Source organism: Herbiconiux sp. (assembly GCF_023264895.1).
Classification (GTDB): domain Bacteria; phylum Actinomycetota; class Actinomycetes; order Actinomycetales; family Microbacteriaceae; genus Herbiconiux.
This window is the reverse complement of record NZ_JAHFUY010000063.1, coordinates 1-26,953: the sequence shown is the minus strand read 5'-3', so window position 1 is coordinate 26,953 and position 26,953 is coordinate 1. Positions and strand designations below refer to the sequence as shown.

The 26,953-nt window shown below is 70.9% G+C and carries 27 protein-coding genes and 1 tRNA gene; 9 read left to right on the top strand and 19 right to left on the bottom strand.

All coding sequences use genetic code 11. The features are described from left to right. Window positions 1–6 precede the first annotated feature (6 nt). The 7 genes from Q0D57_RS12535 to Q0D57_RS12505 all read right to left on the bottom strand — a co-directional run bounded on the left by Q0D57_RS12535 (window position 7) and on the right by Q0D57_RS12505 (window position 7,335). On the bottom strand, window positions 7–933 hold the full coding sequence (locus Q0D57_RS12535; protein ID WP_291044208.1) for a DUF4397 domain-containing protein: 927 nt from the start codon (window positions 931–933) through the stop codon (window positions 7–9). A 68-nt stretch (window positions 934–1,001) separates the two neighbouring features. Then, a complete protein-coding gene (locus Q0D57_RS12530) occupies window positions 1,002–3,029 on the bottom strand; it encodes a glycosyltransferase family 39 protein (RefSeq protein ID WP_291044203.1) in 2,028 nt (675 codons plus the stop codon). Continuing rightward, window positions 3,026–4,495: a glycosyltransferase family 2 protein gene (locus Q0D57_RS12525; protein ID WP_291044200.1), complete on the bottom strand. Its 1,470-nt coding sequence runs from the start codon at window positions 4,493–4,495 to the stop codon at window positions 3,026–3,028. The genes Q0D57_RS12530 and Q0D57_RS12525 overlap by 4 nt, the downstream gene beginning before the upstream one ends. Before the next feature lie 26 nt (window positions 4,496–4,521). Then, window positions 4,522–5,013 (bottom strand): GtrA family protein, encoded by a 492-nt coding sequence (locus Q0D57_RS12520; protein ID WP_291044197.1) that lies wholly within the window; start codon window positions 5,011–5,013, stop codon window positions 4,522–4,524. A 103-nt stretch (window positions 5,014–5,116) separates the two neighbouring features. Then, entirely contained in the window at window positions 5,117–5,779 is a 663-nt protein-coding gene (gene epsC, locus Q0D57_RS12515; protein WP_291044194.1) for a serine O-acetyltransferase EpsC, read from the bottom strand. Between the two features lie 29 nt (window positions 5,780–5,808). Continuing rightward, window positions 5,809–6,747: a cysteine synthase A gene (gene cysK, locus Q0D57_RS12510; RefSeq protein ID WP_291044190.1), complete on the bottom strand. Its 939-nt coding sequence runs from the start codon at window positions 6,745–6,747 to the stop codon at window positions 5,809–5,811. 111 nt (window positions 6,748–6,858) lie between these two features. Next, window positions 6,859–7,335 (bottom strand): DUF4190 domain-containing protein, encoded by a 477-nt coding sequence (locus Q0D57_RS12505; RefSeq protein ID WP_291044187.1) that lies wholly within the window; start codon window positions 7,333–7,335, stop codon window positions 6,859–6,861. 122 nt (window positions 7,336–7,457) lie between these two features. Here Q0D57_RS12505 and Q0D57_RS12500 point away from each other — a divergent pair, with 122 nt between their 5' ends. After that, window positions 7,458–8,393, top strand: coding sequence for an aldose 1-epimerase family protein (locus Q0D57_RS12500; RefSeq protein ID WP_291044184.1), 936 nt, complete (start codon window positions 7,458–7,460; stop codon window positions 8,391–8,393). A 40-nt stretch (window positions 8,394–8,433) separates the two neighbouring features. Here Q0D57_RS12500 and Q0D57_RS12495 read toward each other — a convergent pair whose 3' ends face one another. Beyond that, window positions 8,434–9,861: an MFS transporter gene (locus Q0D57_RS12495; RefSeq protein ID WP_291044181.1), complete on the bottom strand. Its 1,428-nt coding sequence runs from the start codon at window positions 9,859–9,861 to the stop codon at window positions 8,434–8,436. Window positions 9,862–10,073: 212 nt separating this feature from the next. On the opposite strand from Q0D57_RS12495, the gene Q0D57_RS12490 reads away from it, so the two are divergent. Continuing rightward, on the top strand, window positions 10,074–10,760 hold the full coding sequence (locus tag Q0D57_RS12490; RefSeq protein ID WP_291044178.1) for a TMEM175 family protein: 687 nt from the start codon (window positions 10,074–10,076) through the stop codon (window positions 10,758–10,760). Here the strand turns inward: Q0D57_RS12490 and Q0D57_RS12485 are convergent. Beyond that, on the bottom strand, window positions 10,717–11,529 hold the full coding sequence (locus tag Q0D57_RS12485; RefSeq protein WP_291044175.1) for an alpha/beta hydrolase: 813 nt from the start codon (window positions 11,527–11,529) through the stop codon (window positions 10,717–10,719). The two genes, Q0D57_RS12490 and Q0D57_RS12485, sit on opposite strands and share 44 nt — an antisense overlap. Before the next feature lie 29 nt (window positions 11,530–11,558). Here Q0D57_RS12485 and Q0D57_RS12480 point away from each other — a divergent pair, with 29 nt between their 5' ends. Further along, window positions 11,559–11,939: a YchJ family protein gene (locus tag Q0D57_RS12480; RefSeq protein ID WP_291044172.1), complete on the top strand. Its 381-nt coding sequence runs from the start codon at window positions 11,559–11,561 to the stop codon at window positions 11,937–11,939. 30 nt (window positions 11,940–11,969) lie between these two features. On the opposite strand, the gene Q0D57_RS12475 is transcribed toward Q0D57_RS12480, so the two are convergent. Together Q0D57_RS12475 and Q0D57_RS12470 are read right to left on the bottom strand one after the other, a co-directional pair. After that, complete coding sequence (locus Q0D57_RS12475) at window positions 11,970–12,146, bottom strand: LuxR C-terminal-related transcriptional regulator (RefSeq protein WP_291044169.1); 177 nt, start codon at window positions 12,144–12,146, stop codon at window positions 11,970–11,972. A gap of 1 nt (window position 12,147) precedes the next feature. After that, window positions 12,148–13,554: a hypothetical protein gene (locus tag Q0D57_RS12470; protein ID WP_291044166.1), complete on the bottom strand. Its 1,407-nt coding sequence runs from the start codon at window positions 13,552–13,554 to the stop codon at window positions 12,148–12,150. 135 nt (window positions 13,555–13,689) lie between these two features. On the opposite strand from Q0D57_RS12470, the gene Q0D57_RS12465 reads away from it, so the two are divergent. The 4 genes from Q0D57_RS12465 (at window position 13,690) to Q0D57_RS12450 (ending at window position 16,371) form a co-directional block, all read left to right on the top strand. Beyond that, the gene (locus Q0D57_RS12465; RefSeq protein WP_291044160.1) at window positions 13,690–14,037 is read left to right on the top strand and encodes a hypothetical protein; all 348 of its coding nucleotides are present in this window, start codon (window positions 13,690–13,692) and stop codon (window positions 14,035–14,037) included. A gap of 78 nt (window positions 14,038–14,115) precedes the next feature. After that, the gene (locus Q0D57_RS12460; RefSeq protein WP_291044157.1) at window positions 14,116–14,760 is read left to right on the top strand and encodes a DUF5701 family protein; all 645 of its coding nucleotides are present in this window, start codon (window positions 14,116–14,118) and stop codon (window positions 14,758–14,760) included. Between the two features lie 82 nt (window positions 14,761–14,842). Next, entirely contained in the window at window positions 14,843–15,364 is a 522-nt protein-coding gene (locus Q0D57_RS12455; protein ID WP_291044153.1) for a transporter substrate-binding domain-containing protein, read from the top strand. Continuing rightward, window positions 15,361–16,371, top strand: a complete 1,011-nt coding sequence (locus tag Q0D57_RS12450; RefSeq protein WP_291044150.1) for a cation diffusion facilitator family transporter — start codon at window positions 15,361–15,363, stop codon at window positions 16,369–16,371. The genes Q0D57_RS12455 and Q0D57_RS12450 overlap by 4 nt, the downstream gene beginning before the upstream one ends. Before the next feature lie 28 nt (window positions 16,372–16,399). Here the strand turns inward: Q0D57_RS12450 and Q0D57_RS12445 are convergent. Beyond that, window positions 16,400–16,476 (bottom strand) — tRNA-Arg (locus tag Q0D57_RS12445). A 147-nt stretch (window positions 16,477–16,623) separates the two neighbouring features. Between Q0D57_RS12445 and Q0D57_RS12440 the strand changes: the two genes are divergently transcribed. Further along, a complete protein-coding gene (locus Q0D57_RS12440) occupies window positions 16,624–19,641 on the top strand; it encodes a DEAD/DEAH box helicase (protein WP_291044147.1) in 3,018 nt (1,005 codons plus the stop codon). A gap of 87 nt (window positions 19,642–19,728) precedes the next feature. Here Q0D57_RS12440 and Q0D57_RS12435 read toward each other — a convergent pair whose 3' ends face one another. The 3 genes from Q0D57_RS12435 to ald form a co-directional block, all read right to left on the bottom strand. Continuing rightward, entirely contained in the window at window positions 19,729–20,268 is a 540-nt protein-coding gene (locus Q0D57_RS12435) for a flavin reductase family protein (RefSeq protein ID WP_291044140.1), read from the bottom strand. Between the two features lie 18 nt (window positions 20,269–20,286). Further along, the gene (locus Q0D57_RS12430) at window positions 20,287–20,838 is read right to left on the bottom strand and encodes an NAD(P)H-dependent oxidoreductase (RefSeq protein WP_291044137.1); all 552 of its coding nucleotides are present in this window, start codon (window positions 20,836–20,838) and stop codon (window positions 20,287–20,289) included. Window positions 20,839–21,041: 203 nt separating this feature from the next. Beyond that, on the bottom strand, window positions 21,042–22,148 hold the full coding sequence (gene ald / locus Q0D57_RS12425) for an alanine dehydrogenase (protein ID WP_291044134.1): 1,107 nt from the start codon (window positions 22,146–22,148) through the stop codon (window positions 21,042–21,044). A gap of 122 nt (window positions 22,149–22,270) precedes the next feature. Here ald and Q0D57_RS12420 point away from each other — a divergent pair, with 122 nt between their 5' ends. Beyond that, window positions 22,271–22,777 carry an Lrp/AsnC family transcriptional regulator gene (locus tag Q0D57_RS12420; RefSeq protein ID WP_291044128.1) on the top strand — a complete coding sequence of 169 codons (507 nt, stop codon included), beginning with the start codon at window positions 22,271–22,273 and terminating at the stop codon, window positions 22,775–22,777. On the opposite strand, the gene Q0D57_RS12415 is transcribed toward Q0D57_RS12420, so the two are convergent. The 4 genes from Q0D57_RS12415 to Q0D57_RS12400 form a co-directional block, all read right to left on the bottom strand. Then, window positions 22,774–23,316 (bottom strand): nucleoside deaminase, encoded by a 543-nt coding sequence (locus Q0D57_RS12415; RefSeq protein WP_291044122.1) that lies wholly within the window; start codon window positions 23,314–23,316, stop codon window positions 22,774–22,776. The two genes, Q0D57_RS12420 and Q0D57_RS12415, sit on opposite strands and share 4 nt — an antisense overlap. Further along, complete coding sequence (locus tag Q0D57_RS12410; protein WP_291044120.1) at window positions 23,306–24,421, bottom strand: bifunctional 2-methylcitrate synthase/citrate synthase; 1,116 nt, start codon at window positions 24,419–24,421, stop codon at window positions 23,306–23,308. The genes Q0D57_RS12415 and Q0D57_RS12410 overlap by 11 nt, the downstream gene beginning before the upstream one ends. 11 nt (window positions 24,422–24,432) lie before the next feature. Continuing rightward, window positions 24,433–25,338 carry a methylisocitrate lyase gene (gene prpB, locus Q0D57_RS12405; RefSeq protein ID WP_291044115.1) on the bottom strand — a complete coding sequence of 302 codons (906 nt, stop codon included), beginning with the start codon at window positions 25,336–25,338 and terminating at the stop codon, window positions 24,433–24,435. Window positions 25,339–25,399: 61 nt separating this feature from the next. Continuing rightward, complete coding sequence (locus Q0D57_RS12400; protein WP_291044211.1) at window positions 25,400–26,935, bottom strand: MmgE/PrpD family protein; 1,536 nt, start codon at window positions 26,933–26,935, stop codon at window positions 25,400–25,402. Between the last annotated feature and the right edge of the window lie 18 nt (window positions 26,936–26,953).

Sequence of the window (26,953 nt, the reverse complement as noted above, 5' to 3'; positions counted from 1 at the left end):
GGCGCATCAGCGAGCCTCCGCCCGAGCGGTTCGGCGCACGATCACGAGGGCCAGAGCACCCGCGAGCGGCAGGGCCGCGAGCATCGCGATCCCGAGCCCCGACGCCAAGCCCTCCGATGCGTCGACCTGCGCCGCTCCGATGTGCTCGGCGGCGGTGGCGCCGCCGCCGGTCTGGATGCCGCCGGTGGGCAGGTCGCCCACGCTCGCCGAGTCGATCACGGGCTTGACGGTCACGCCGCCCGTGGAGTCGTCGAGCACGAACAGGGTGGCGACCGAGCCGGAGGCCAGATCGATGTCGGCCTGCGTGGTGGTGGCCGATCCGCTGCCGACGCGTTCGCCCGTCACGTCGAGGGTCCACGGCCCGGCCGCCACGCTCGCGTAGTTCGTGGCCGTGCCCTGCTCGGCTCCCGCCGTGATCGGCGTCCCGGTGCTCGTGGCGATGTCGACCGACTCGGCCGTGGTGGAGGCCTGGATGACGCGCACACGCGCCTCGCCGTCGGCCGGCGGTGTGAGGTCGTCGGGGAAGACGGTCGTGGCGAGGTCGGCGTTCTTGCCATAAGCGGCCACGGTGACGGGTTCGCCGCTCACGATGTCGACGGACTGCTGGATGACGGGTGTGGTCGAATCCGGCGACCCGGCCGGCACCATCGACACCACGTAGGTGCCCTGCGGCACGTCGATGTAGTCCGAGACCGCGCCGTAGGCGACGCCGTCGAGCTCGGAGACCACGCCGCCACCGGCGAGCGCCGTGAGCTTCACGTCGACCGACTTGGTGTCGGGCGAGAGGTGCGCCACGCGCACCCAGCCCTGGCCCGTTTCGTCGGCGGAGGCCGTGGAGGCGCCCACCACCCCCAGGCCGGCGAACGAGAGCGTGGTGGCGAGCGCGACCGAGACCTTCGCGATGCGGTGTGCGGTGCTGGTGCTGTTTCTCATGGTGGTTCCTTTCCTGAGGGGATCGGTGTCGTGATGAGGGAGGGAAGAGAGGGAGAGGTGCGCCGCGCTCATTGCTCGACCCGCGGCAGCAGCCCCTCGGGCTCGCCGACCGGGAAGGTCACGAGCACGCCGTCGGTCGTGGCCACCGCGCTGGTGGGCGACACCGGCGAGCCGAGAGCGGAGAACCACTCGACGAGCTCGGCGCGCTCCGCCTCGCCCGAGACGGATTCGAGCAGCACCTGGCGGCGCGCCGAGTCGGTTTCGCCCGTGACCGCCGGGAAGCCGGCCACGGTCACACCGTCGGAGCCCGCGGCAGAGCCCGTGAGCTGGCCGAGCGCGAGGATGATGCGCGAGTCGACGCGGCCACCGGTGAGCAGGTCGCGCGACTCCTGATCGAGCTCGAGCGCGGGGTTGGCCGCGAGCTGCGCACCGGCCGAGGCGCGGTCGGCGAAGCCCTGCTGCGCATCCGCCTCGGCCTGCTCGATTCCGTCAGGGTCGATCCGGCGGATGTCGACCTGCTGATTGCCGGTGCCGAACGAGGCCACCGCGACCGAGTTGCCGATGGCCTGGTTGACGCCGTCGCCGGTGTTGGGGAAGGTGCGCATCGAGTCGGTCGTGATGACGTAGTCGGAGTCGCGCCAGCCGTTCGGCGACTGAGCCTGCACGGCGGGGTCGGTGTCGAGCTTGTAGTACCAGATCACGTTGTCGCGCTCGAAGCCCGCCTCCACGAGGTCGACCCACATGGCGTCGTCCACGATCAACCGGGAGTCCTGCGGCACGTTCTGCTCCACCCAGGCCTGCGCATCACGCATCGGCTCGTCGAGGTCGGCGAGCAGGAAGCCTCGGAGCTGGGTGGCCCAGAGAGGGGCAGCCACGGCCGCACCGGCCACCGCCCCGATCAGGACGAACACGCCGGTGCTGCGGCGCACGGCGCCACCGGAGACACTCCAGCCGCCCTGGCCGGCGCGGTGACCGCTCCTGCGTCGGATGCCCCCCACCGCCGACTGCACGACACCGGGGATGAGCAGCGCGGCGAACGGGATGAGCATGATCACGTAGGGCACCGGCACGTAGCCACCCGGACGGAAGAGGAACGCGGTGAGCAGCAGCAGGGCGATCGCGAACGGCCGGAGCCGCCGCACGAAGAGGGCGCCGAGCGCCGCGACGCCGGCCGCGACGATCCCCACCGGGTCGAGCTGCCACCACATGCCGAACGTCTTGCTCACGAGGCTCTCGGGGTCGCCGAGCGAGCCGCTGGACTCCCTCGAGCCCAGCTGGAAGGTGACGCCGTCGAGGAGGCTCACGCGGTCCGGCCCCGGTGTCAGCTCTCCCTTCACCAGCGCGAGGAGGATGTAGCCGCCGCCGATCAGCACGAGCACGCTCGCGGCCACCGCGAGGGTGTAGCGCCGGGTCGACGGATGCGCGTTCCGCCACATCAGCCAGGCCAGGACCGGCAGGGCCAGCAGGAAGGTCTCCTTGGAGAGCACCGCGATGCCGAAGGCGGCCGAGGCGCCGATGAAGGCGGCGAGCTGCCTGCGCCGGCTGAGCGCGAGCACGAAGGCGGCGAGCAGCCACACGGTGGCGATGTTGTCGAGGTACACCGAGCGGTGGAACTGCAGGGCGAGCGGCGAGAGCGTGAACAGCAGCATCGCGGCCGCCGCAGCGGGGCGGCCGAAGCGCAGCCGCCGGGCGAGCACCCAGAGCAGGGCCGCCGCGGCCATGGTGACGACCACCATGAACTCGCGGGCGGCGAGCACGCTCACGTCGTGGCGCTCGAACGCGCCCGTGAGCTGCGTCCAGCCGGCGATCTGGATCCAGCCCACCGGCGGGTGGTCGTACCAGAACGTGTAGTGTGCGAGCTCGCCGAGCTTCTCGATCGCCCAGGCCTGGGCCGTGTACGTGCCCTCGTCGTCGATCCGCTGGGGTGATCCGCCGAGATTCACGATCTGGGCCACGAGCCCGAGCGCGAAGGCCGGCACGAACCACAGCAGGCTGCGCGCACGGGGGCCGGGGCCGCGACGGGTCGGGCGACGCGTGGCGGCGCTCGCCTCGGGAGGGTCGGTCCGGGCCTCGGGCCGATCGATCACGGCGGTCATGAGCGGCCTCCCGACCCCTGGAGGACCGGTTCGAGCATCCGGGGGGCCGAACCCGCAACCGCCGCCGGAGAGCCCTGCGACTCCTGCGCCTCCCGGTGCTGCCCCGTGTGCTCCGTCTTCTCCCAGGCGTTGATGCCGCGCACCTGGCGCACCACCGAGCGGATGGCGGCGAGCGCCAGGAACACCTGGAACGGGAACATGCCGAGCACGAGCTTGGCGTAGTCGCGCACCCGCACCTTCTGCTCGTACGAGCGGCCGAACTCCGCGAGCCCGGTGATCTCGACCGCGAGGGTCACGATCGTGGGCAGGAGCGGCAGGAACGTCACGAGCGCCACCACGGTGGGCACCTTCACGAAAAGGATGAGCATGAGCGAGATGGGGATGAGGATGCCTGTGGCCGCCTGCAGGAACGGCATCGCGAGCAGATAGCGTGCGAACATGCGCTGCTTCAGCATCGGGAGCTTCTTCCACTCCCCCTTGCCGAGCACCTGCAGGAAGCCCTGGTTCCAGCGCGTGCGCTGCTTGTAGAGCGACTTCAGGGTGGGCGGAGTCTCCTCGCGGGTGACGTACTCGGGGTTGTAGGCCACCACGACCTTGGCGTTGTCGCTCGAGAGCCGCACGCCGAGTTCGCAGTCTTCGGCGAGGCACTCGGCGTCCCAGCCCTCAGACCAGTCGAGGCGTTCCTTCGTGACGAAGACGGTGTTGCCGCCGAGCGGGATGAAGCGCGACTTGGCGTGGAAGTGCAGGCGCGAGCGGAACCAGAAGTAGTACTCGAGCACGTTGCGAAGCGACCACCAGCTCGACTGGAAGTTCATGAGCTGCACGCCGCCCTGCACCACGTCGGCGTCGGTCTCCTGGAACTTGGAGTCGACCACGGTGAGCAGGTGCGGGTGCACCTCGTCCTCGGCGTCGAACACGCCGACGATGTCGCCGCGGGCCGTCTTCAGCGCGGTGTTGAGCGCCTTCGGCTTGTTCTTCGGCACGCTGTGATCGACGACCACGCGAATGAGATCTGGGTGCCGATCGGCGGCGGCACGGGCCACCGCCTCGGTGCCGGGGTCGTCATGCCCGACGATCGCCACGATCTCGAAGTCGGGGTGATCCTGCTGGGCGAGGCGGTCGAGGGTGTCGCCCAGCACCTCCTCCTCGTGCCGGCCGGGTACCAGCAGGGTGAAGGAGTGGGCGGCGGGGCGCGGGTTCGCGGTGAACTGGGTCTTCGCGAGGCTCGCGCTCGAGCGCCAGGCGTGCAGCATCCACCAGAGCGTCGTAGCGGCGATGATCGTGAGCAGCACGGCCACGAGCATGAGGCTGGAGTAGCCGATCCACTCGCCGACCGACCAGCCGAGGCCGTCGTTCAGCGTGCTCGTGACATCGGTGCCCGCTCCCGTGCCCCGATTGGGCACGAGCTGCTGGTCGGGCTGGGGAAGGGGGGCGGGAGTGAGCAACGGCTCGGGCGCGGGATTCACGTTCAGGTGCAACAGAGGCCTCCGGATCAGATCGTCGTGGTGCGCTGGGCGGGCAGAGGAACGGTGAGACGAAGCCGGTTCGCGCTGAAGACGAACCGGCGGTAGGCGAAGAAGCGGAAGGCGGTGCCGAGCACGAGTCCGACGACGTTGCCGGAGATGTTGTCGGCCAGCTGCGAGGTGAAGCCCAGAACGTAGTGCGAGACCACGAGGCAGGCGGCGGCGATGAGGAGGCCGACGACGTTCATGGCGGCGAACAGCAGGCCCTCGCGCCAGGCCACGGCGCCCTGCGCTCGTTCGCCCCAGAACGTGAGGTAGCGGTTGCCGAGCCAGGCCACGACGGTGGCGACGGCCACCGAGACGACCTTCGACCAGATCGGGGAGCCCTCGAGGGCTCCGGCCCGAAGCACGTTGTAGACGGAGATGTCCACGACGAAGGCGAGGCCGCCGACGGCGCCGAACGACACCACCTGGCGGGCGAGGGAGGTCAGGCGCGACAGTCGCGAGGTCTCGATCGGCATGCAGGGGGTACGAAGGGAGCCCCCACCCCCGTTTGGGTCACACAGGCTCTTGCCAGGTACCCGTCATCTACCGGCAATGTACCTACCCGACTACCTACGCGCGTCAGATGTAGATCGCCGGATCCAGGTAGAAGGCCGGATCGGTGAGGGACTCGTGGCGAGACGGCAGCGATTCCGGGCCGGACTCGGCTGGGCCCGCCTCGGCACGGCCCGCTTCAGCACGGTGCGCGGGAAGGTGGGTGATGTCCCGCGCGGGGATGCCGACGAGCACCGCGCCGGGGCGCGCATCCTTCACCACGACCGCACCGGCGCCCACGCTCGCGTCGGCCCCGATCACGACGGGGCCGAGGATGGTGGCGCCGGCTCCCACGACCACGCGGTCGCCGAGCGTCGGATGCCGCTTCTCGCGCCGGGTGCTCCGGCCCCCGAGGGTGACACCGTGGTAGAGCATGACGTCGTCGCCGATGACCGCGGTCTCGCCGATCACGACGCCCATGCCGTGGTCGATGAAGAGGCGGCGGCCGATCCGGGCACCGGGATGGATCTCGACTCCCGTGAGGAACCTGGCGAACTGCGAGAGCAGCCGTGCAGGCAGCGCGAGACCGGGGCTCCGCCACCAGCGGTGGGCGATCCGGTGCACCCAGACCGCGTGCACGCCCGGGTAGCCGAGCACGATCTCGAGGGAGCTGCGGGCGGCGGGGTCGTGCTCGTGGGCGGCACGCACGTCTTCACGCACGCGCCGGAGAACCCGTCGCACCGCACTCACGCGCTCACCGCCTGCACAGCCGCGCCGGCTCAGTCGGCGAGCCCCGCCCAGAGCGGGGTCGAGATGTAGCGCTCGCCCAGGTCGCAGACCACGGCGACGACGGTCTTGCCGGCGTTCTCCGGGCGCTTGGCGACCTCGAGGGCGGCCCACAGGATGGCGCCGGAGGAGATCCCGGCCATGATGCCCTCCTCGCTCGCGAGACGACGCGCGGTGTCGAGCGAGTCGTCGAGGCTCACGTCGATGATCTCGTCGTAGACCTCGCGGTCGAGGATGGGCGGCACGATGTTGGCGCCGATGCCCTGGATCTTGTGGGGCCCGGCGACCCCCTGGGTGAGCAGCGGCGAGTCGAGCGGCTCGACGCCGACGATCTGCACGCCCGGCTTCCGCTCCTTCAGCACCTGGCCGACACCCGTGATGGTGCCGCCCGTGCCGATGCCGGCCACGAAGATGTCGACCGCGCCGTCGGTGTCTGCCCATATCTCCTCGGCCGTCGTGGCGCGGTGCACGGCCGGGTTCGCCTCGTTCTCGAACTGCCGGGCGAGGATGGCGCCGGGGGTCGTGGCCACGATCTCATCGGCCTTGGCCAGGGCGCCCTTGATGCCCTCGGAGCCCGGGGTCAGCACGAGCTCGGCGCCGTAGGCGCGCATCACCACGCGGCGCTCGGCCGATGCCGTCTCGGGCATCGTGAGGATGACCTTGTAGCCCCGGGCCGCACCCACCATCGCGAGCGCGATGCCGGTGTTGCCGCTCGTGCCCTCCACGATGGTGCCGCCCGGCTTCAGCGCCCCGGCCTTCTCGGCCGCGTCGATGATGGCCACGCCGATGCGGTCTTTCACGCTGTTGGCGGGGTTGTAGAACTCGAGCTTGCCGAGCACCGTGGCATCGATCCCCTCGGCGAGGCGGTTGATGCGCACGAGGGGCGTGCGGCCGACCAGAGCGGTGACGTCGTCGTAGATGCGAGCTGCCATGGGAGCGGATCCTTCTCGAGTGGTGGGCGTACTCGTTCCACAATAGTTCGGGCCCGCATCCGTGCGTCTGAATGTGACGCGGGATGCGGGCCCGGACGGCGGGATGCGCTATCAGCCGCAGGTGTAGGTGACTCCGTCGATGACGTGGGTGCCGGGGCCGAGGTCGCCGCACTGGCCGACCACGGCGGCGATCACCACGATGAAGATGATGATGCCGATGATGCTGAGCACGACGCCGATCACGCCGAGCACGATGCCGACCGTGGCGGGGGTGTTCTTCTCGACGCCCGCCTTCTTCGACTGCGACCGGGCGATGGCGCTCACGATGATGCCGGCGATGTGGCCGATGAACGGCACGATGAAGAACGACGCGATCGAGATGATCATGCCGACGAGGCCGAGCGTCTTGCCCGGCACGGTGGCGGGCTGGCCGTAGCCCTGCTGGCCGCCCTGCCCACCCTGGCCGTAGGGCTGCTGCTGCTGGCCGTACTGACCGTTCTGGCCCACCGGCGGCGCGGCCTGGTACTGAGGCGCGGCGGGCGGCGGGGAGGACTGCGGCGGAACCGGGGGCTTGTTCTCGTCGGTCATGAGGATTTCCTTCTCTCTGCGGCGTCCAGGACATCTTCAGGGTACCGCGAAGGCCCTCCGACGGCTCGGAGCCGCGCGCCGAGCCGCTAGCGTGGAGGCGAACCGCCCCCGAAGGAGCCGACGTGACCGCATCCGCCCACCCCCTCTCCGGCACCCGAGTCGACCTCGAGCACGGCGCCTACCGCGCCTCGCTCGCGAGCGTCGGCGCGACCCTGCGCGTGCTGCAGCACGAGGCCCGCGACCTGGTGGTGCCGTTCGACGCCGACGAGGTGCGCCCCGCCTACCGCGGCGTCACCCTCGCGCCGTGGCCGAACCGCGTGGTCGACGGTCGCTACTCCTTCGCGGGCGCCGAGCGGCAGCTCTCGATCACCGAGCCCGACCGCGGGCACGCGCTGCACGGGCTGGCCTGCTGGCTCGACTACGAGGTCGTGCGCCGCGAGGTCGACGAGGTCGTCTTCGCCGCCGTCGTCCCGGCACAGGCCGGCTACCCGCACCGGATCGCGCTCGAGGTGACCTACCGCCTCGACGACGACGGCCTGCAGCAGACCGTGACGGCCACGAACACCGGCCGGGAGCCCGCCCCGTACGGCACCGGTCCGCATCCGTACCTCGTGGCCGGCCCCGCTCCGCTCGAGGAGTGGACCCTGTCGCTGCCCGCCGACGACGTGCTCTCCGTGACGCCCGACCGCCTCGTCCCGATCCAGGTCACGAGCGTGGAGGTCGACGAGGGCGGCGCCTTCGACTTCCGCAAGCCGCGCCCGCTCGGCGACACCGCCATCGACCACGCCTTCTCCGGGCTCGACCGGGGCCGGGACGCCGAGGGCACGGCGACGGTGACGGTGACGGATCCGGGTGGCACGGGCGTGCAGGTGACCTTCGGCCGCGAGTGCGGCTGGGTGCAGATCCACACCGCCGACTCCGATCCCGTGCGGCCCCGCCTCGGGCTCGCGGTGGAGCCGATGACGTGCGCACCGGATGCGTTCAACTCGGGTCTCGACCTCATCGTCATCCCGGTCGGCGGCAGCACCACCGCCTCCTGGCGGATCGCGGCGATCTAGCGCCGGCCCAGCGGCGATCTAGCGCCGGTCCAGCGGCGACCTAGCGGTCGACGGCCTTCGAGAGGTCGGCGGCCCGGGTGTCGTCCGCATCCGGGATGCTCGCCTTCGTGTAGGCGCGGTGATGGCGCGGGATGAACACGGCGATCAGCACACCCGCCACGGCCGCGGCCCCCGAGATGATGAACGCGAGCTGGAACCCCTGCGAGCTCGGTGTGGCGGTCTCCCCCGAACCGATCAGGTGCGAGGCGAGCACGACCCCGAGCACGGCGCTCGCGAGCGTGGAGCCGAGCGTGCGCATGACGGAGTTGAGGCTGTTCGACGCGGCGGTCTCGGTGGCGGGCACGGCCGCCATGATGAGCGTCGGCATGGCCGCGTAGGCGAAGCCGACACCGGCTCCGACGGCCGTGGCGATGAGCACCATGTGCCAGATCTCGGTCATCAGGAAGACCGCGATGAGGTAGGCCACGGCGATCACCGCGATGCCGAGCACGAGACTCGTGCGGGCGCCGCGAGCGCGGGTGAGGCGCGTGGCGAGGGGCGACATCGCCCACATCACGAGGCCCGAGGGCATGAGGCAGAGGCTCGCCACGAGCATCGGCTGACCGAGCCCCACCCCGGTCTCGGGCGGCGCCTCGAGCAGCTGCGGCAGCACCACGGTGCTCGCGAAGAACGCGAAGCCCACGGTCACCGACGCGAGGTTGGTGAGCAGCACCGTGCGCCGCGCGGCGACCCGCAGGTCGATCAGGGGGCTCGCGATGCGTCGCTCGAACACGCCCCAGAGGATCAGCACCAGGAGACCGCCGCCGAGGCAGCCGAGCGTCAGCGGGCTGTCCCAGCCCCAGCTGTTGCCCTTCGAGATGCCGAGGAGGATGCCCACGAGCGCCACGCCGAGACCGATCGCGCCCAGCACGTCGAAGCTGCCCGAGGCGCGAAGGGTGCTGACCGGGATGAAGACGAGCACGAGCACGAAGCCCACGGCGGCGAGGAGGCCCGAGAGCACGAACAGGAAGTGCCAGTCGAGGTACTGCGAGATGGCGGCCGCCACCGGCAGGCCGACCGCGCCGCCCACCCCGAGGGTGGCGCTCACGAGGGCCACGGCGCCACCGAGGCGATCGCGGTGCAGCACGTCGCGGAGGATGCTGATGCCGAGCGGGATCACGCCGATGCCGGCGCCCTGGAGCGCGCGGCCCACGATCAGCGGGAGCAGCCCGTCGGCGAAGAAGGCGACCACCGAGCCCGCGAGCACGAGGACGAGGAGGAGGAGCACCATGCGGCGCTTGCCGTAGAGATCGCCGAGCCGGCCGGCGATGGGCGTGGCGACAGCCGCCGCGAGCAGGGTGACCGTGACCGCCCACTGCGAGTCCTCGGCCGAGACGTTCAGGATGCCGGGGAGCGAGGGCACGAGCGGGGTCAGCAGCGTCATCATGAACGCCGTGACGAGACCCGTGAAGGCGAGGGTGAAGACCACGCCGCGCTGGCTGATGGGGCGGCGCAGGCGCGCTCGCTGCGCATCCGTCAGCCAGGGTGTGGCTGCGGTCTCGACACCGAGCTCTATCGTGCGGTGCTCGCTGCTGCTGTCATCTCTGCTGCGGTCTGAAATGGTTACCCCCTGCTAAATACTTTAGCGTGCAACACGTCGAGGTGCTCGGGCATTCCCGTGCGCCTCGCGATAATGGGCAGATGCACACGGAGCGCGGATTCGACCGGCTGGTCAACTTCAGCGACGCCGTCGTCGCGATCGCGATCACACTGCTCATCCTTCCCCTCGTCGACAGCGCGAAGGATCTGGCGACGGTCGACCTCGGCGAGCTGATCGAGCGCGACGGCGCGAGCCTCCTGGTCTTCGTCATCAGCTTCGCGGTGATCGGCCGGTTCTGGCTGGCCCACCACCGCTCGTTCGAGCAGTACATCGGCTACAACACAGCCCTGCTCTGGGTGAACCTGTTCTGGCTGCTCACGATCGTGTTCCTGCCGTTCCCCACCGAGCTCATGGCGCAGGGAGGCAACACCTCGCAGGCCACCGTGCTCCTCTACATCGGCACGATGGTGCTCACGAGCGCCACGGCGTGCCTGTCGCAGTGGATCGTCATCCGGCACCCTGAGCTGCAGGCGCCCGAGGTGCGGGGCACCCTCACGATGGTGCCGGCGCTGATCGCGCTCGCCATGCTCACGACGTCGCTCATCATCTCGCAGATCGTGCCGGATCTCGGGCTGTACTCGCTCTTCCTCCTCGTGCTGCTCGGGCCTGTTCAGGTCGTGCAGCGCCGGGTCAAGCGACGGGCTGCCGGCACTGGCACCGGTACTGGCGCTGGTGCTGCCGGCGCTACCGCGACCGAGCCTGCAGGAACTCCACCGCCGCCTGCTTGAACACCCGCGAGGTGACGGCGCTCACGTGGTCGCGGCCGGGGAGCTCGAGCGCCGTGGCCTGCGGGAGCCGCCCCGCGAGGTCGCGCACCGCGGGCGCGATGTCGTCGTCGGCGCCCGTGACGAACAGCATCGGCTGGGCGGGAACGCGGGCCTCCGGCACGAACGGGCTCCGGCGCACGGCCTCGGCGAGGCGCAGGAGCGCGTGCGGGTCGTTGCCGGCCACCGTGGTGGCCATGCGCATGTAGCGTGCGGTCTCCGGATCGAGCGCGCCGGCATCCGCGGGCCCCGACAGCGCCGCGAGCGCCGCCGCGTGGTCGAAGCCGGCGAACGAGCCCTGCACGGGAGCGCCGCCGAGCACGAGCGAGAGCACGCGGTGCGGATGGCGGAGGGCGAGATCCCAGGCCAGGCGCGCGCCGAGCGAGTAGCCGATGACGTGTGCCGAGGGCGCTCCGGCGGCATCGAGCACGGCGAGCAGGTCGTCGCGGAAGCGGGGCAGCGCGTAGGCGGCGAGCGCCCGCGGCTTCGAGCTCTCGCCGTGGCCGCGCAGGTCGAGGGTGAGCACCCGGAACCCCGCCTCGGTGAGCGGCTCGGCCCAGCGCGTGCGCAGCCAGTTGCCCGAGCGGCTCGAGGCGAAGCCGTGCACGAGCAGCACCGTGGGCCCGGATGCCGGGGCCTCGCTCGCCGGCTGCCGGGACTCCCACGCGATGCGCACGCCGTCCGGCCGCTCGAGCGTCCCCGTGCTCGCCGCCTCGGCCACCGTCTGCACCACGCGCCAAGCCTAGGCTCGATAATGGGCGCATGACGACGATCGCCGACTCCGCGCGGTGCCCGTGCCTGAGCGGATCGCCCTACGGCGAGTGCTGCGCGCCCTACCACCGGGGCGAGGCGACAGCGCCCACGGCCGAGCGTCTCATGCGCTCGCGCTACTCGGCCTTCGCGGTGGGCGACGCGGCCTACCTGCTGGCGAGCTGGCATCCGAGCACCCGCCCGGCCACGCTCGAGCTCGACGACGACGTGCGCTGGTACCGCCTCGACATCCTCGGCCGGAGCGCGGGCGGTGTGCTCGACACCGAGGGGGTCGTGGAGTTCAGCGCCCGCTTCAAGCCCGGCGGCGAGGTGCGCGAGCGCAGCCGCTTCGTGCGGGAGGACGGCCGCTGGCTCTACGTCGAGGCGCTCTGAGCGCAGCCCGCGACCACGGCGCTCCCCGGGTCACTCCGGTCCCGGATGCAACCCGTGGCGGGTGGCGAGTTCACTGAGCTCGGCCCGGGAGTTGACCCCCGTCTTGCGGTAGATGCTCTGCAACTGGGTCTTCACGGTGTTGGTCGAGACGAAGAGGCGCTCGGCCGCTCGCGCGACGCTGTCGAGCGCCAGCACGGTGGCGAGCACCTCACGCTCCTTGCTGCTCAACCGTGCGAAGGGGTCGACATCGGCTGCCGGGGCGAGCGCCCGCAGCGTGGCGAGCACCGGCGCGGGGAGGGTGTCGGGCGCGAGCGCGGCGAGCCTCGCGAGGTCGTCTCCGGGCAGGATGCCGAGCGCGTAGAAGGAGCGGTTGGAGGTGGCGAGGGTCGCCGCCATGGCGAACCGTTCGCCGGCCTGCTGCTCGTCGCCCTCGTGGAGCTCGTGGGCCGCGAGGATCGCGAGCACCGCGACGGTCGTGCGGGGAGGAGATGGAGCGGCCGTGCAGCGGCGAGACCGCGCGCGCCGCCGTGGCGTGGTTGCCGAGGCGCGCCTCCGAGGCCGCGCGCAGGCAGATCAGGATCTGGCCGGCGAGGGTGCCGCGATCCGCGTCGGGAGCCATCAGCGCCGCACGCGACTCGACGGCGTGCCCCGAGGTGGCGAGCAGGAACGAGCGCGCGATGGCCACCACCGCTCCCGTCGTGCCCTCCTTCATCACCCTGCCGGGCAGGCCCGCCGACGACGTGTCGATCTGGGTGAGGAGCTCGAAGGCCGCGAGGGGGTCGGTGGCGGTCGTGGCCGCGAGGAGCTTCTGGAACGGCCAGCGCTCCGGGTACTCCTTGAGGTCGACCTCGGCGAGCACCGCGCGGGCCTCGTCGAAGCGGAACTCGTCGACGAGCAGCAGGGTCCTGGCGAGCTGGGCCGGGATGACGGCCCGGCGGTACCACCACTGGCCCTCGTCGTCGACCACGCGGTCGAGCCAGTGTCTGGCCTGGATCCCTCGGCCTGCGAGCGCGTGGATCCATGCGGCGGACGCGGCGGCGGTGGTGCCGATCATCGTGTTGCCGACCACCAGGGCGGCGTCGAAGCAGTCGACGTACTCCTGCACCGCGCGGTCGGCGTCTCCCGCGTACTCCCACACGAGCCCCCACTGGAGCTCGAGGTCGGGCAGCCCCTGCGCGAGCTGGTCGCGTGCCTTCGCGTTGCTGTCGTCGAGGATCGACCTGGCCTCGTCGACGGCGGCCACGGCCTCGGCGATCCGCCCGTCGGCCCTCGCGACCGCGGCGTGGCTGGTGAGCTGAGCGAGCGTGTCCATGAGGCTCACGGGTGCGGCAGGCGGTGCCGAGCCGCGGAAGCGGGTGGTGGTGCGGTCGTTCGAGAGCCGCCGCAGGTACTCCACGGCGAGCACCAGACGCGGGTGCTCGGTGAGCACGTGCGGGGGGAGGCGCGGCACCGTCTCGCGGAGCAGGGCCGGCTGGGTGGAGATGAGGAGCGACCAGTGCTCGTCGAGCAACCGGATGGCCAGTGGCCAGTCCTCGGCCCGCATGGCCGCTTCGAGAACGGGGCCGGGGTCGGACCCGTCGACGGCGAGGCCCTCGTCACCGCCGTCGATCAACACATATCGATCCTAGGGGGCCACCCCTGTTGAGGGGGTAGTGCCCGGAGCCGGGCCGGCCGTTCCCGATCCGCTGGGCGACCGCGACCTGCCGTCGTAGGCTCGCGCTCACGACCTCACGCCGACGAACGGAGACCCATGAACGCGGCAGCCCACGATGCCAAAGCAGTCCCGGATGACAGTGCAGTCCAGGATGCCGGCGCACCCCACGACACGGCGGACGACGCGGACGTGCTCGAGCAGCCCACCGATCCGAACCGCGACGAGCAGACCTACGAGCAGCGGGTGGCCGATCCGGACGACCCCGACGCGATGACGGTCGCCGGTGAGGGCCTCGAGCCCGAGTCCTCCGCCGACGAGCACGCCGACAACCCGAACCCCGACGCCGACGGCACCGGCGGCACGGGCCCCACGGGTGCCACAGCCGCGAGGGAGGCCGCGCGCGGCTCCTCCGACACGGCGGGCCCGGGCGGCTCGGGCGCCTAGCCTCGGGCGCGGTTCTGAACCGGAATACCGGGTGCCCCCTCGGCGTTGGGCTGTTCATCCGGCACGAGAGGCACCACCATGTCCCTGACCTTCACGACCGACGCCACGACCCGCACCCCCACCATCTCCGAACAGCTCGCGCGCCTCATCGAGCTGGGCCTCCCCGAGGCCGCGGGCATCAGCCCCGAGGAGCTCCGCAGCTACGCCGGCAAGCTCCGCGCGCGCCCCGACTCGATCCTCGTCGTGAACCCCTGCATCGCGCCGCCCTCGGCCCTCGCGCCGCTCCTCAGCCGCGGCGGCAAGCGCGGCTTCGTGGTGGCCGACATGACCGACCTCGACGACTTCATGCCCCTCGACGAGCTCGAGCTGCCCGCGCAGCCCCTCTACCTCGTGCACGGCATCGAGCGCGGCGACGACCTCGCGAACCGCTCCCCGAACGAGGCGCTGCCCGAGCTCCGCGCCCGCGGCCGCCGGCCCCTCACCATCAACGAGGGGCTCAGCTGGCTGCTGCAGCAGCCCGACCTGCTCGAGCCCGGCCACTGCTTCATGACCATTGGATCGCGGAAGCGGATCGCCGACGGCCTCGACACCCGCACCCCCGCCATCTGGATCTCGGGCGGCAGCGGTCGCGACGGCCGCCGCCGCCGCGGAGCCCCCAAGGTGGGCTGGTGCTGGGACGGCAACCGTCACACCTGGCTCGGCTTCGCCTCGACCCCGGTCTGAGCCGCCGCGCCCGGCGAGGGCACAACGACCTCGTGTCGTCAACGCCCCGCCGCCCTGCGCGACCCGGCGTAGGCTCCCCAGCGTGCGCACCACGACACCGTTCCGAGCGGCCGTCATCGGCCTCCTCGCGCTGACCCTGGCCGGCTGCGGCATCAGCATCCCGAGCGATCCCGACGGCACGCTCGATGAGGCCCGCGACGGCGTGCTGCGGGCGGGCGTCTCGCCGCACGGCGAGTTCGTGGTGGTCGAGCCCGGGGCCTCCGCCCCCACCGGCAGCGATCTCTCCGGCAGCGAGGTCGAGGCCATCGAGGCCTTCGCCGACTCGATCGGCGCCGAGGTGGAGTGGACGGTCTCCTCGGAGGAGGCCCTCGTGCGCGGTCTCGAGGCGGGCGACCTCGATCTCGTGGCCGCCGGGCTCACGGATGCGACGCCCTGGATCGACAAGGCGGGCGTCACGCGCCCCTACGCCGAGACCACCTCGCCCGACGGCAGCCCGCAGAAGCTCGTGATGCTCGTGCCGATCGGCGAGAACGCCTTCCTCACCGAGCTCGAGACGTTCCTCACCGAGTACGGCAGGGCGCAGAGCGGCGAGGCCGCACGATGACGCGCGAGACCGTGCGCTTCGGCCACACCGAGCTCCCGGAGCGGCAGGTGGAGGTGCTGCACCGCGCGATCCGGCTCGAGTGGATCACGATCGCGTTCCTCGCGGTGACGGTCACCCTCGTCTTCCTCGTGCTCGGCAACTCGCAGGCCATGAAGGCCGCCTGGATCGAGGACCTGCTCTCGTTCATCCCACCCATCGCTTTCCTCGTGGCCGTGCGCATCAACCGCCGCCTGCCCACGAAGCGGCATCCTTACGGCTACCACCGCTCGGTGGGGGTCGGTCACCTCGTGGCGGCGGTGGCGCTCGGCACGATGGGCACCTACCTCATCGTCGACTCCGCATCCGGACTCATCGCGGCGGAGCATCCGACGATCGGCACGGTCGAGCTGTTCGGCACCTCGGTCTGGCTCGGCTGGCTGATGATCGGGGTGATGGCGGTGATCGCCCTGCCGCCGGTGTTCATCGGGCGGGCCAAGCTCAAGCTCGCCCGGGAGCTGCACAACAAGGTGCTCTACGCCGACGCCGACATGAACAAGGCCGACTGGATGACGGCGGTCGGCTCGATCGTGGGGGTCACGGGGATCGGGCTCGGCCTCTGGTGGCTCGACTCCACGGCGGCGCTGTTCATCGCGGGCAGCATCCTCTGGGACGGCCTGCGCAACCTCCGCGCCGCGGTCACCGATCTCATGGACGCGCGTGCGACGACCTTCGACGACAAGAAGCCGCACCCCGTGGCCGCCCAGGTCGACGAGTACCTGCGCGGCCTGCCCTGGGTGGCCGAGGCGGGCTGCCGGGTGCGCGACGAGGGGCACGTCTTCCACATCGAGGCCTTCGTGGTGCCGGTCGACGGCGAGACCCCCTCGCTCGACACCCTCGAGGAGGCCCGAGAGGCCTGCATCGACATCGACTGGAAGGTGCAGGACATCGTGCTCGTGCTCACCCGGGAGCTCCCCGAGGTGGTCGAGAGCGGCGCTCCGGCTGAAACGAAGAACTCCCCCGCCGCGTGATGCGGCGAGGGAGTTTCGTGGTGTTCTCTGGTGCGCCCTAAGGGATTCGAACCCCTGGCCTTCTGATCCGTAGTCAGACGCTCTATCCAGCTGAGCTAAGGGCGCATGGTGCGGATGACTTCTCCGCACGAACATCAGAGCCTAGCACGCACATCGACGCACCTCCAAGTCGAGGCACCCTCGACGCGGAGGGGCGTCGCGGTCGTCGACGGCACGGACGGCGCCGTCGGTGGCGGATGGGAGCATGGAGGCATGGTGGGCAGCAGCTGGCAGGCGGTGATGGGCGAGGTCGTGAGCGCCGCGCCCGGCCCCGCCGAGCCCACCACCCCGATGGGCCTGCAGTTCGAGGTGCGCGAGCTCACCCCGCGCACCCACGACCGCTGGCGCGGCCCCACCTCGAAGACCGCGACCGCGAGCGGTGACAACGACGGCGACGACAGCTCCGGCGAAAGCTACAGCGACGCCAACCCCACCGAGCCGGGCACCCGCCGCCTCGCCGTGCGCCCCGTCATCCGCTCGTCGTCCGGCGCCTTCGTGAAGGCCAACGTGACCTGGGGCTCGTTCACCCACCAGGTCAACCGCCTCAACCTCGACCCCGAGCACCACCGCTGGTTCGCCCAGTTCGCCGCCCTGCACCGCGCCACCCGCACGGGCCTCACCGCCCCCGAGACCGACTGGCTCGCCCTCGACGACTTCACGAGCCCCCTGCTCTGGCAGCTGCTCGACGAGGCCGGGCGCCTCGGCATCCAGCTCGTCACCTCCGCCCGCCACGGTGTCGTCACGCTGGCCCGCGGCGCCACCGTGGGCCTGGATGCCCGTCGGGGCCCCGACGGCACGCTCCACCTCGAGACCGTGGTCGCCTTCGATGTCGGCCGAACCGACCAGGCGGCGCACGACCCCCGCTCGACCGGCGCCACCGCAACCCACGGCCTCTACGCCTACCGCCTCGCCGCCCCCGGCCGGCGCGCCACGGTGGTGCTCGGCCCGGCCCTCCGCGAAGGCTCGCCGCATCCGCTCTCGCCCGAGCAGCTCGCCCTGCTCGGGCGCGCGCCGCTCGAGATCCCACCAGCCGAGACGAGGCAGTTCTTCGACGAGTACTTCCCCACCCTCCGCCACGGCGTCGAGATCGACTCGGCCGACGGCTCGGTGTCGTTCCCCGAGGTGCCCCCGCCCGAGCTCCTGCTCACGGCACGCTTCCGGGCCGACGACCTGCTGCAGCTCGACTGGGAGTGGCTCGGCGTGCGCGACCCCGAGGCCGAGCGCACCATCGTGGAGTACACCGTGATCGAGCTCGACGCCGTGCTCACCCGCTTCTCCACGCCCCTCCCACCCCTCACCCACGAGCTCGCGACGGTCACCCTCCGCGGTGTCGACGCCGCCGCCTTCGCGGAGAAGGCCCTGCCGATGCTCGACGCCCTCGAGGGCGTACGGGTCGAGGTGATCGGGCCGCGCCCGGTCTACCGCGAGCTCACCGGGCATCCGGAGGTCACCCTCACGACCGTCGAGACCCTCAAGCGGGACTGGTTCGACCTCGGCATCGTGGTGAACCTCGGCGGCTACAGCATCCCGTTCGGCCCGCTCTTCAAGGCGCTCTCGAAGGGCTCGAAAAAGATGCTCATGGTCGACCGGACCTATCTCTCGCTCGACCACCCCGCCTTCGACCGGCTGAAGGAGCTGCTCGAGGAGGCCGGCACGCTCGACGAGTGGGAGACCGGGGTGCGGATCGCCCGGCACCAGCTGTCACTCTGGGCCGAGTTCGACGACCTCGCTGACGAGAGCGTCGAGGCGGTGACCTGGCGCGAGGCCGTCGAGGGCCTCCGCGACGTGGAGCACGTGCCGGCGACCGCCCTGCCGGCGGGGGTCGCGGCGGAGCTCCGCCCCTACCAGAAGAGCGGATTCGACTGGCTGGCCTTCCTCTGGCGCCACCGGCTGGGCGGGGTGCTGGCCGACGACATGGGCCTCGGCAAGACCCTGCAGACCCTGGCGCTGATCGCGCACGCGCGTGAGCAGCAGGTGCAGGAGCAGCAAGCCGCTCCCCCGCCCTTCCTCGTGGTGGCCCCCACCTCCGTGGTCGCCACCTGGGCCGACGAGGCCGCCCGCTTCACCCCCGGCCTCGTCGTGCGCACGGTCGCCGCCACCGAGGCCGCATCCGACCGGACGGTGGCCGACGCCGCCCGGGGTGCCGACCTCGTGATCACGAGCTACGCCCTCTTCCGCCTCGACGCCGACGCCTACCGCCGCACGGCGTGGGCGGGCCTCGTGCTCGACGAGGCGCAGTTCGTGAAGAACCACCGCTCGCGCCTGCACGCCGCCGCCCGGGAGCTCGACGTGGAGTTCACCCTCGCCGTCACGGGCACACCCCTCGAGAACGGCCTGATGGAGCTCTGGGCACTGTTCGACCTCACCGCCCCCGGCCTCTTCCCCTCCCCCACGCGCTTCGCGGAGACGTTCCAGCGCCCCATCGAGCGGGGACTCGACGCGCGGGCCCTCGAGACGCTGCGCCGTCGCATCCGCCCGTTCCTGCTGCGGCGCACCAAGGAGTCGGTGGCGCCCGAGCTGCCGCCCCGCCAGGAGCAGGTGCTGCAGGTCGAGCTCGCTCCCGCGCACCGCCACCTCTACGACACAGTGCTGCAGCGCGAGCGGCAGAAGCTCTTCGGCCTGATCGAGGATCTCGACCGCAACCGCTTCATCGTGTTCCGCTCGCTCACCCTGCTGCGCCTGCTGAGCCTGGATGCGACGCTCATCGACCCGGCGCACGCCGGCATCCCGTCGTCGAAGCTCGACGTGCTCGTGGAGCAGCTCGGCGAGCTCGCGGCCGAGGGCCACCGCGCGCTCGTGTTCAGTCAGTTCACGAGTTACCTCGCGAAGGTCGCCGACCGGCTGGAGGCCGAGGGGATCGCGTTCGAGCACCTCGACGGCTCCACCCGCAACCGTCCCGAGGTCGTCGAGCGCTTCCGCGGCGGAGACGCACCCGTGTTCCTGATCAGCCTCAAGGCCGGTGGCTTCGGGCTCACGCTCACGGAGGCCGACTACGTGTTCCTGCTCGACCCGTGGTGGAACCCGGCCAGTGAGGCCCAGGCCGTCGACCGCACGCACCGGATCGGGCAGACGAAGCCCGTGAACGTCTACCGGCTCGTGGCCACCGGCACCATCGAGGAGAAGGTGATGGAGCTGAAGCGCCACAAGGCGAAGCTGTTCGACGCCGTGCTCGACGACGCCGGCTTCGACGCGGCGCTCACGGCCGACGACATCCGCGCGCTGCTCGACTGACCCCCCTCCCACCTCCCCACAGCCGAGACGTCACTTTCCACGCGAAGATCGCTCGGGATGCGTGGAAAGTGACGTTTCGGCAGAGGGTCAGCCCGCGAGGGCGTCGAGGTCGCGCAGGTGGCGGTACTGGCCCTTGAAGTAGAGCAGGGGCTCCTCCTTGTGCCAGGAGGCCGGGCTCATCTCGTTGACGCGGCCGATGACGATGTAGTGGTCGCCCGCCTCGTGCTCGGCCCAGATGTCGCAGTCGAGCCACATCAGGGTGTCGGCGATCACGGGGTTGCCGGCCGCGGTCGGCGTCCAGTCGATGCCCGCCCACTTGTCGGTGCCCTTGCGCGCGAACTGGTTCGAGACGGTGTGCTGGTCGTGGGCCAGCACGTTGACGACGAACTTCCCGGTCTCCCGCACCCGCGGGTAGGTGGTGGAGTTCGTCATCACGCTGAACGACACCAGCGGGGGCTCGGTCGAGACCGAGTAGAACGACTGGCAGGTGAACCCGATCGGGCCCTCCTCGTCGATCCCGCTGATGATGGTGATGCCCGAGGCGTAGTGCCCCAGGGTGTCGCGGAACACGCGCGGGTCGAACGCGGGCCCGGAGACGAGGTCGGGGGTTTCAGGGGTGAGTGTCATGGTCAGCTCCAGATGCGGTTACGAGACCGGCGCGGATGCGGGAGTGAGGGAGCGGGTGGCACCCGCCACCGCGGCCAGGCGACCGAGGTTGGCGATGTACTCCTGGGCGGCGGTCTCCACGATCTCGTCGAGGCGGTCCATCTGGCCCGCCACGAAGTAGAACCCGCGGCCGGGAACCGTGGCGCCGAGCTCGACGAGCAGCGGTGCGAGGTTCACGGTGGGGCCCATCGAGTGGGTGAGGTCGGCCCCGGTGAGCACCGGGATGGCCGTCACCCCCGAGAGTCCGTTCGCCGGGTAGCGATCGAGGAACGCCTTGAGCAGCCCCGTGTAGGTCGCCTTGTAGGTGGGCGACGCGAACACCGCGAGGTCGCTCTCGGCGACCCGTGCGTTCAGAGCCGCCATCTCCTCCGAGGGCCAGGCGAAGATCTCGGCCGTGTGGTCGGCCAGATCGATCACCTCGAGCTCGTAGGAGCCCTCGACCAGCAGCTTCTCCACGAGGGTCTCGGCCACCTTGAGGGTGCGCGACCTCGGCTTGGGGTTGCCCACCACGATCGTTGCTTTGAGTGCCATGCTTCTCACTTCATACCGGTTGTCAGGAAATGAGGAGAGCCGGAGCTGCCGCGGACCGCACGATGCATCGCAGGCCTGAGGCGGGGACACCGACATCCCTCACACACCACCGAGATCTTGTGGCCCGGTGGGCCCGCAACGGCTTACGTTGCACCTCCAGTATGCCCGTCGTGCGTTACAGGCGTATTACGCGTGTCGCGCTGTCACAGCGACGCGAGCTCGGTGAAGCCGAAGCGCGGGAAGGCCTCGGCCGTGCCCGCATGGGTGAGCTGCCCGTCGACGGTCGACACCGCGGGCACGAGGGCGCGGTTCTTCGCCACGGCCGCGCGCCAGCCGAGGTTCGCCAGCTGCACCACGTACGGCAGCGTGGCGTTCGTGAGCGCCGAGGTGGAGGTGGAGGACACGGCCCCCGGCATGTTCGCCACGCAGTAGAAGATCGAGTTCTCGACCGGATACGTGGGGTCGTCGTGCGTGGTGGGGCGCGAGTCCTCGAAGCAGCCGCCCTGGTCGATGGCGATGTCGACGAGCACCGAGCCCGGCTTCATCCGCGAGACCAGGTCGTGCGAGACGAGCTTGGGGGCCGCGGCACCCGGCACGAGCACCGCGCCGATCACGAGGTCGGCCTCGAGCACGCTCAGCTCGAGCTCGAAGGCGTTCGACACGACGGTCTTCACGCGGCCGGCGTAGACCTCGTCGAGGTGGCGGAGGCGCGGGATGCTGAGGTCGAGCACGGTCACGTCGGCGCCCGCCGCCACGGCCTGCTGCACGGCGTTCTCGCCGGCCATGCCGCCGCCGATCACGGTGACCTTCGCGGGCCGCACGCCGGGCACGCCGCCGAGCAGCACGCCGCGGCCGCCCTGGGAGCCCATCAGGTGGTAGCCGCCGACGAGCACCGAGAGGCGCCCGGCGACCTCGCTCATGGGGGCGAGCAGCGGCAGCGATCCGTCCGCCAGCTGCACGGTCTCGTAGGCGATGGAGGTGGCCTTCGAGGCCAGCAGCGCCTCGACGAGCGGCTCGGCCGCGGCGAGGTGCAGGTAGGTGAAGAGGAGCTGGCCCTCGCGGAGGCGGCCGTACTCCGGAGCGATCGGCTCCTTGACCTTGACGATCATCTCGGAACCCCAGACGGTGTCGACGTCGACGATCGTGGCCCCTGCGGCCTCGTACTCGGCGTCGGCGATGGCGGCACCCGTGCCCGCCTGGGCCTCCACCATCACGGTGTGGCCGTGCCGCACCAGCTCGAACACGCCGGAGGGCGTCATCGCCACCCGGAACTCGTTGTTCTTGATCTCTTTCGGGACTCCGATGATCACGTGATCTCCTCCACGTCGTGTGTCCTCAGAATTATGGAAGCGATTCCGGATGCTGTCATCAAGTCCGAATATAATTCGGCAGGTGTGCTGAACGGCGCATAAGGATTCTGGAGAAAGCGCACATGGGCACGATCGATGAAATCGACGAGCGGATCGTCTGGGAGCTCTGCCGCGAGGGGAGGCTGCCCAACAAGGAGCTCGCCGAGCGCGTGGGGATCGCGCCGTCGACGTGCCTCATGCGCGTGCGCGCCCTGCAGGCCAGCGGGGCGCTGAGGTCGTTCCACGCGCAGCCGGACTGGGCGTCGATGGGGCTGCCGATCGAGGCGATCGTGGCCGTGCGGCTGAAGGCCCAGGCCCGCGCGCAGATCAAGACCTACGCGCAGCGCGTGATCACACTGCCGAACGTGCTCAACGTCTTCTTCCTGGGCGGTGCCGACGACTTCCTCATCCACGTCGCCTGCTCGTCCACCGGACAGCTGCGCGACTTCGTGGCGACCGAGCTGAGTCTCGACACCTCGGTCGCCTCCACCCAGACGAACATCATCTTCGACCACCTGATCGGTGTGGAGCACATGGACGAGGGCGGCACCTGGGGCCGCATCCGCGACGCCGTGCCCGGGCAGCGCTAGTCCCAGAACCCCCGGTGCACCTCGGCCGCGGCCGGCAGCGCCACCGGGCCCACGACCTCCACGGGCCGTCCGCCTCGCGCGAAGACCTCGCGGCTCGGCAGCGACAGCGTCGGCACGCCCGACTGCTCGGAGACGAGACCGCGGAGGTCGGCCTCCGAGAGCGCGAAGACCACGCGCGGGATGCCCGCCCAGTAGATGGCGCCCGTGCACATGGCGCACGGCTCGGTGCTCGTGTAGAGCGTGCTCGTGGCGAGCTCGGCCATCTCGAGGCGCTGCCCGGAGTCGCGCACGAGGTTGGTCTCGGCGTGGCCGATCGGGTCGTGACCGGTGTGCACGGTGTTCAGGGCCTCGACCACGGTGCCGTCGGCCGCCACGAGCAGCGCGCCGAACGGGTGGTCGCCCCGCTCCCTGGCCGCCCGCGCGAGCTCGATGGCGCGCTCGAGCCGCTCGAGGTCAGTGGGATCGAGCGCGGCGGGGTCGAGCGCGGCGGGGTCGAGCGGGCCGGTGCCGCCGGCAGCCTCAGCGCCGTCAGCCGACATGGCGCTCGTCCGGCCCGTTGTACTCCGAGAGCGGCCGGATGAGCGCGTTCGACGCGAGCTGCTCGCGGATGTGCGCGGTCCAGCCCGTGATGCGCGACGCCACGAACAGCGGCGTGAACAGCTCGGTGTCGAACCCCATGAGGTGGTAGGCCGGCCCCGACGGGTAATCGAGGTTCGGCTGGATGGCCTTCCGCGACTGCATCGCGTCGTTCAGCGCGTCGTAGAGCGCGAGCAGGTCGGGCCGGTCGTACTCCTCGATCAGGGTGTCGAGCGAGGCCTTCATGGTGGGCACGCGCGAGTCGCCGTTCTTGTAGACCCGGTGGCCGAAGCCCATGATCTTCTTCTTGTTCGCGAGCGCATCCTCGAGCCAGCCCTCTGCCGCGTCGGCCGATCCGATCTCGTCGAAGATGTGCATGACGGCCTCGTTCGCACCGCCGTGCAGCGGACCCTTGAGGGCGCCGATGCCCGCGACGACCGCGGAGTACAGATCCGAGAGCGTGGAGGTCACCACGCGCGCCGTGAAGGTGGAGGCGTTGAAGGAGTGCTCGGCGTAGAGGATCATCGACACGTCGAAGGCCTTCACGACCACGTCGCTCGGCACCTCGCCGAAGGTCATGCGCAGGAAGTTCGCGGAGTAGCCGAGCGAGGCATCCGGCTCCACGACATCCTGACCGCGGCGCCGGCGCTGGTCGTAGGAGACGATCGCGGGGAGCTTCGCCAGCAGCGCGACCGACTTGGCGAGGGTGCCGGCGGGGCTCGAGTCCTCCCACTCGGGGTCGAGGGCGCCGATGACGCTCACGGCGGTGCGCACCACGTCCATCGGATGCGCCGTGAGAGGCAGCTCGTCGATCACGCGCTTGACCGCCGGGTCGAGGGCGCGCTGCGAGCGCTCGAGCTGCTCGAAGGCCTCGAGCTCGGGAGCGCTCGGCAGCTCGCCGTTCCAGAGCAGGTAGGCGACCTGTTCGAACGAGCACGAGGCCGCGAGCTCCTGCACGGGGTAGCCGCGGTAGAGCAGCGAGTTGGTCTCGGGGTTGACCTTCGAGACGGCGGTGTAGTCGACCACCACCCCCGCGAGGCCCTTCTTGATGTCGGACGGTTCGGTCATGTCAGCACTCCTCAGCGAGCGGTGGGGACGTCGAAGTTGAACACGGATGTGTCGAACGAGTTGTACGAGGGGTAGTCGAGCAGTTCATAGAGCCTCGCACGGGTCTGCATGCCCGCGACCTCGCTCTTCAGTGAACCTTCGGCGACGAGTGCGTCGAGCCCGCGCTCGGCGGCACCCATGGCGATGCGCAGGAGCGACACGGGGTAGATCACGAGGTTGATGCCCACGTCGGCCAGCTGCTGGTTCGTGAACAGCTCGCTCTTGCCGAACTCGGTCATGTTCGCGAGGATCGGCACGTCGACGGCCTTCCGCACGGCCTCGAACTCGGAGAGGTCGGCCATCGCCTCGGGGAAGATCGCGTCGGCCCCGGCGTCGACGAGCTGCTGGGCGCGGTCGATCGCTGCACCCAGACCGTCGTTCGCGCGGATGTCGGTGCGCGCCATGATGAGCAGGTTCGGGTCGCGCCGTGCATCCACGGCGGCCCGGATGCGCTTCACCGCAGTGTCGGCGTCGACCACGGCCTTGCCGTCGAGGTGGCCGCAGCGCTTGGGGTTCACCTGGTCCTCGATGTGGAGGCCGGAGACTCCCGCGTCTTCGAGCGTTTGCACGGTGCGGGCCACGTTCATCGGCTCGCCGAAGCCCGTGTCGGCGTCGATCAGCGTGGGCAGGTTCGTCATCCGCGAGATCTGGCCGCCTCGGGCTGCGACCTCACTGAGGGTCGTGAGGCCGATGTCGGGGAAGCCGAGGTCGGCCGCGATGACGGCGCCCGAGATGTAGACGCCCTCGAAGCCCTTCTCCTCGATCAGGCGGGCGCTCAGCGGGTTGAACGCGCCGGGCATCCGCTGCAGCTCGCCGCTGTTCAGGGCGGCCCGGAAGGCGGCGCGCTTCTCGTGCGCCGGAACGGTGGAGTAGAGCATCAGACGAGTCCTGTCTTTCGAGCTTCGCGAGTGGTGCACATCGACGTCGCCGGGTACAGCATCAGAAGAGTCCCTTCGGGAGCGGAAGCGCCTCGAGGAGGCCGGGGCGGGCCACGACGGTGAGCTCGCGCACCTCGTCGACGGTGAGTTCGGGCAGGCGCTCGACGAGCTCGAGGAAGCGCACGATCTCGGCCTCCTCGATCACGCCCTCGGCGAGAGTGCGGAACTTCTGCACGTAGTCGGCACGCGCGAACGGCCGAGCGCCGAGCGGATGCGCATCCGCCACCGCGATCTCGTCGGTGATGGTGGAGCCGTCGTGCAGGATGATCTCGACGCGGCCGCCGAACGCCTTCTCGGCCGGATCCTCGGAGTGGTAGCGGCGGGTCCACTCGGAGTCCTCGAGGGTGCGCACCTTGTTCCAGAGCTCGACCGTGTCGGGGCGGCCGGCGCGCTCGGGGGCGTAGGAGTCGACGTGGTGCCACGCGCCGTCCTGCAGCGCCACCGTGAAGATGTAGGGGATGGAGTGGTCGAGGGTCTCGCGGCTCGCGGTGGGGTCGTACTTCTGCGGGTCGTTCGCGCCCGAGCCGATCACGTAGTGGGTGTGGTGGCTCGTGTGGATCGTGATGCTGCCGACGTAGGCCGGGTCGGCGAGCTCGGGGTGCTCGCGGTGGAGCTTCCGGGCGAGGTCGATCCAGGCCTGCGCCTGGTACTCGGCCGAGTGCTCCTTCGTGTAGGTGTCGAGGATGGCGCGCTTGGCCTCGCCCTTCGCCGGCAGCGGCACCTCGTACCGGGCGTCGGGGCCGTCGAGCAGCCAGGCGATCACGCCGTCCTCGCCCTCGTAGATGGGCGTGGGGCTCGTCTGGCCGCGGAGCGCCCGGTCGACGGCCTCGACGGCCATCTTGCCGGCGAAGGCGGGGGCGTGCGCCTTCCAGGTCGAGATCTCGCCCTTGCGGGACTGCCGGGTGGCGGTGGTGGTGTGCAGGGCCTGGCCTACCGCCTGGAAGATCGTCTCGGCGTCGAGGCCGAGCAGGGTGCCGATGCCGGCGGCGGCCGACGGGCCGAGGTGGGCCACGTGGTCGATCTTGTGCTTGTGCAGGCTGATCGCCTTCACGAGGTCGACCTGGATCTCGTAGCCGGTCGCGATGCCGCGCACGAGCTGCGCTCCCGTGCAGCCCACGTGCTGGGCCACGGCGAGGATGGGCGGGATGTTGTCGCCCGGGTGCGAGTACTCCGCCGCGAGGAAGGTGTCGTGGTAGTCGAGCTCGCGCACGGCCACACCGTTGGCCCACGCGGCCCACTCGGGGCTGTAGCCGCCGGTGACGCCGAAGACCGAGGCGCCGTGCCGGCCGAGCGCCTCGCTCGGGCCGTGCTCGTAGGGGTGGTCGAGCGCTTGAGCTCGGGCGGCGACGCCGGGGCCGCGGGTGATGCTCGCGACGGCGACGGCCGCGTTGTCGATGATGCGGTTGATCACCATGTCGGTGACCTCGGGGGTCACGGCCACGGGGTCGGCGGCGACCTCGGCGATCTTCCAGGCCAGCTGGCCCTCGCGGGGGAGGTTCTCCTCGGACTTGTGGACGCGGACTTCGTGGAGGTTCATCGCGCGGGAGCGCCCTTC

Bases quoted from the DNA above. Each gene is read 5' to 3' on its own strand.
- Q0D57_RS12535 (WP_291044208.1), bottom strand. From the start codon at position 933: ATGAGAAACAGCACCAGCACCGCACACCGCATCGCGAAGGTCTCGGTC.
- Q0D57_RS12530 (WP_291044203.1), bottom strand. From the start codon at position 3,029: ATGACCGCCGTGATCGATCGGCCCGAGGCCCGGACCGACCCTCCCGAG.
- Q0D57_RS12520 (WP_291044197.1), bottom strand. From the start codon at position 5,013: ATGCCGATCGAGACCTCGCGACTGTCGCGCCTGACCTCCCTCGCCCGC.
- cysK (WP_291044190.1), bottom strand. From the start codon at position 6,747: ATGGCAGCTCGCATCTACGACGACGTCACCGCTCTGGTCGGCCGCACG.
- Q0D57_RS12505 (WP_291044187.1), bottom strand. From the start codon at position 7,335: ATGACCGACGAGAACAAGCCCCCGGTTCCGCCGCAGTCCTCCCCGCCG.
- Q0D57_RS12490 (WP_291044178.1), top strand. From the start codon at position 10,074: ATGCACACGGAGCGCGGATTCGACCGGCTGGTCAACTTCAGCGACGCC.
- Q0D57_RS12480 (WP_291044172.1), top strand. From the start codon at position 11,559: ATGACGACGATCGCCGACTCCGCGCGGTGCCCGTGCCTGAGCGGATCG.
- Q0D57_RS12465 (WP_291044160.1), top strand. From the start codon at position 13,690: ATGAACGCGGCAGCCCACGATGCCAAAGCAGTCCCGGATGACAGTGCA.
- Q0D57_RS12460 (WP_291044157.1), top strand. From the start codon at position 14,116: ATGTCCCTGACCTTCACGACCGACGCCACGACCCGCACCCCCACCATC.
- Q0D57_RS12450 (WP_291044150.1), top strand. From the start codon at position 15,361: ATGACGCGCGAGACCGTGCGCTTCGGCCACACCGAGCTCCCGGAGCGG.
- Q0D57_RS12440 (WP_291044147.1), top strand. From the start codon at position 16,624: ATGGTGGGCAGCAGCTGGCAGGCGGTGATGGGCGAGGTCGTGAGCGCC.
- Q0D57_RS12435 (WP_291044140.1), bottom strand. From the start codon at position 20,268: ATGACACTCACCCCTGAAACCCCCGACCTCGTCTCCGGGCCCGCGTTC.
- Q0D57_RS12430 (WP_291044137.1), bottom strand. From the start codon at position 20,838: ATGGCACTCAAAGCAACGATCGTGGTGGGCAACCCCAAGCCGAGGTCG.
- Q0D57_RS12420 (WP_291044128.1), top strand. From the start codon at position 22,271: ATGGGCACGATCGATGAAATCGACGAGCGGATCGTCTGGGAGCTCTGC.
- Q0D57_RS12415 (WP_291044122.1), bottom strand. From the start codon at position 23,316: ATGTCGGCTGACGGCGCTGAGGCTGCCGGCGGCACCGGCCCGCTCGAC.
- Q0D57_RS12410 (WP_291044120.1), bottom strand. From the start codon at position 24,421: ATGACCGAACCGTCCGACATCAAGAAGGGCCTCGCGGGGGTGGTGGTC.
- prpB (WP_291044115.1), bottom strand. From the start codon at position 25,338: ATGCTCTACTCCACCGTTCCGGCGCACGAGAAGCGCGCCGCCTTCCGG.
- Q0D57_RS12400 (WP_291044211.1), bottom strand. From the start codon at position 26,935: ATGAACCTCCACGAAGTCCGCGTCCACAAGTCCGAGGAGAACCTCCCC.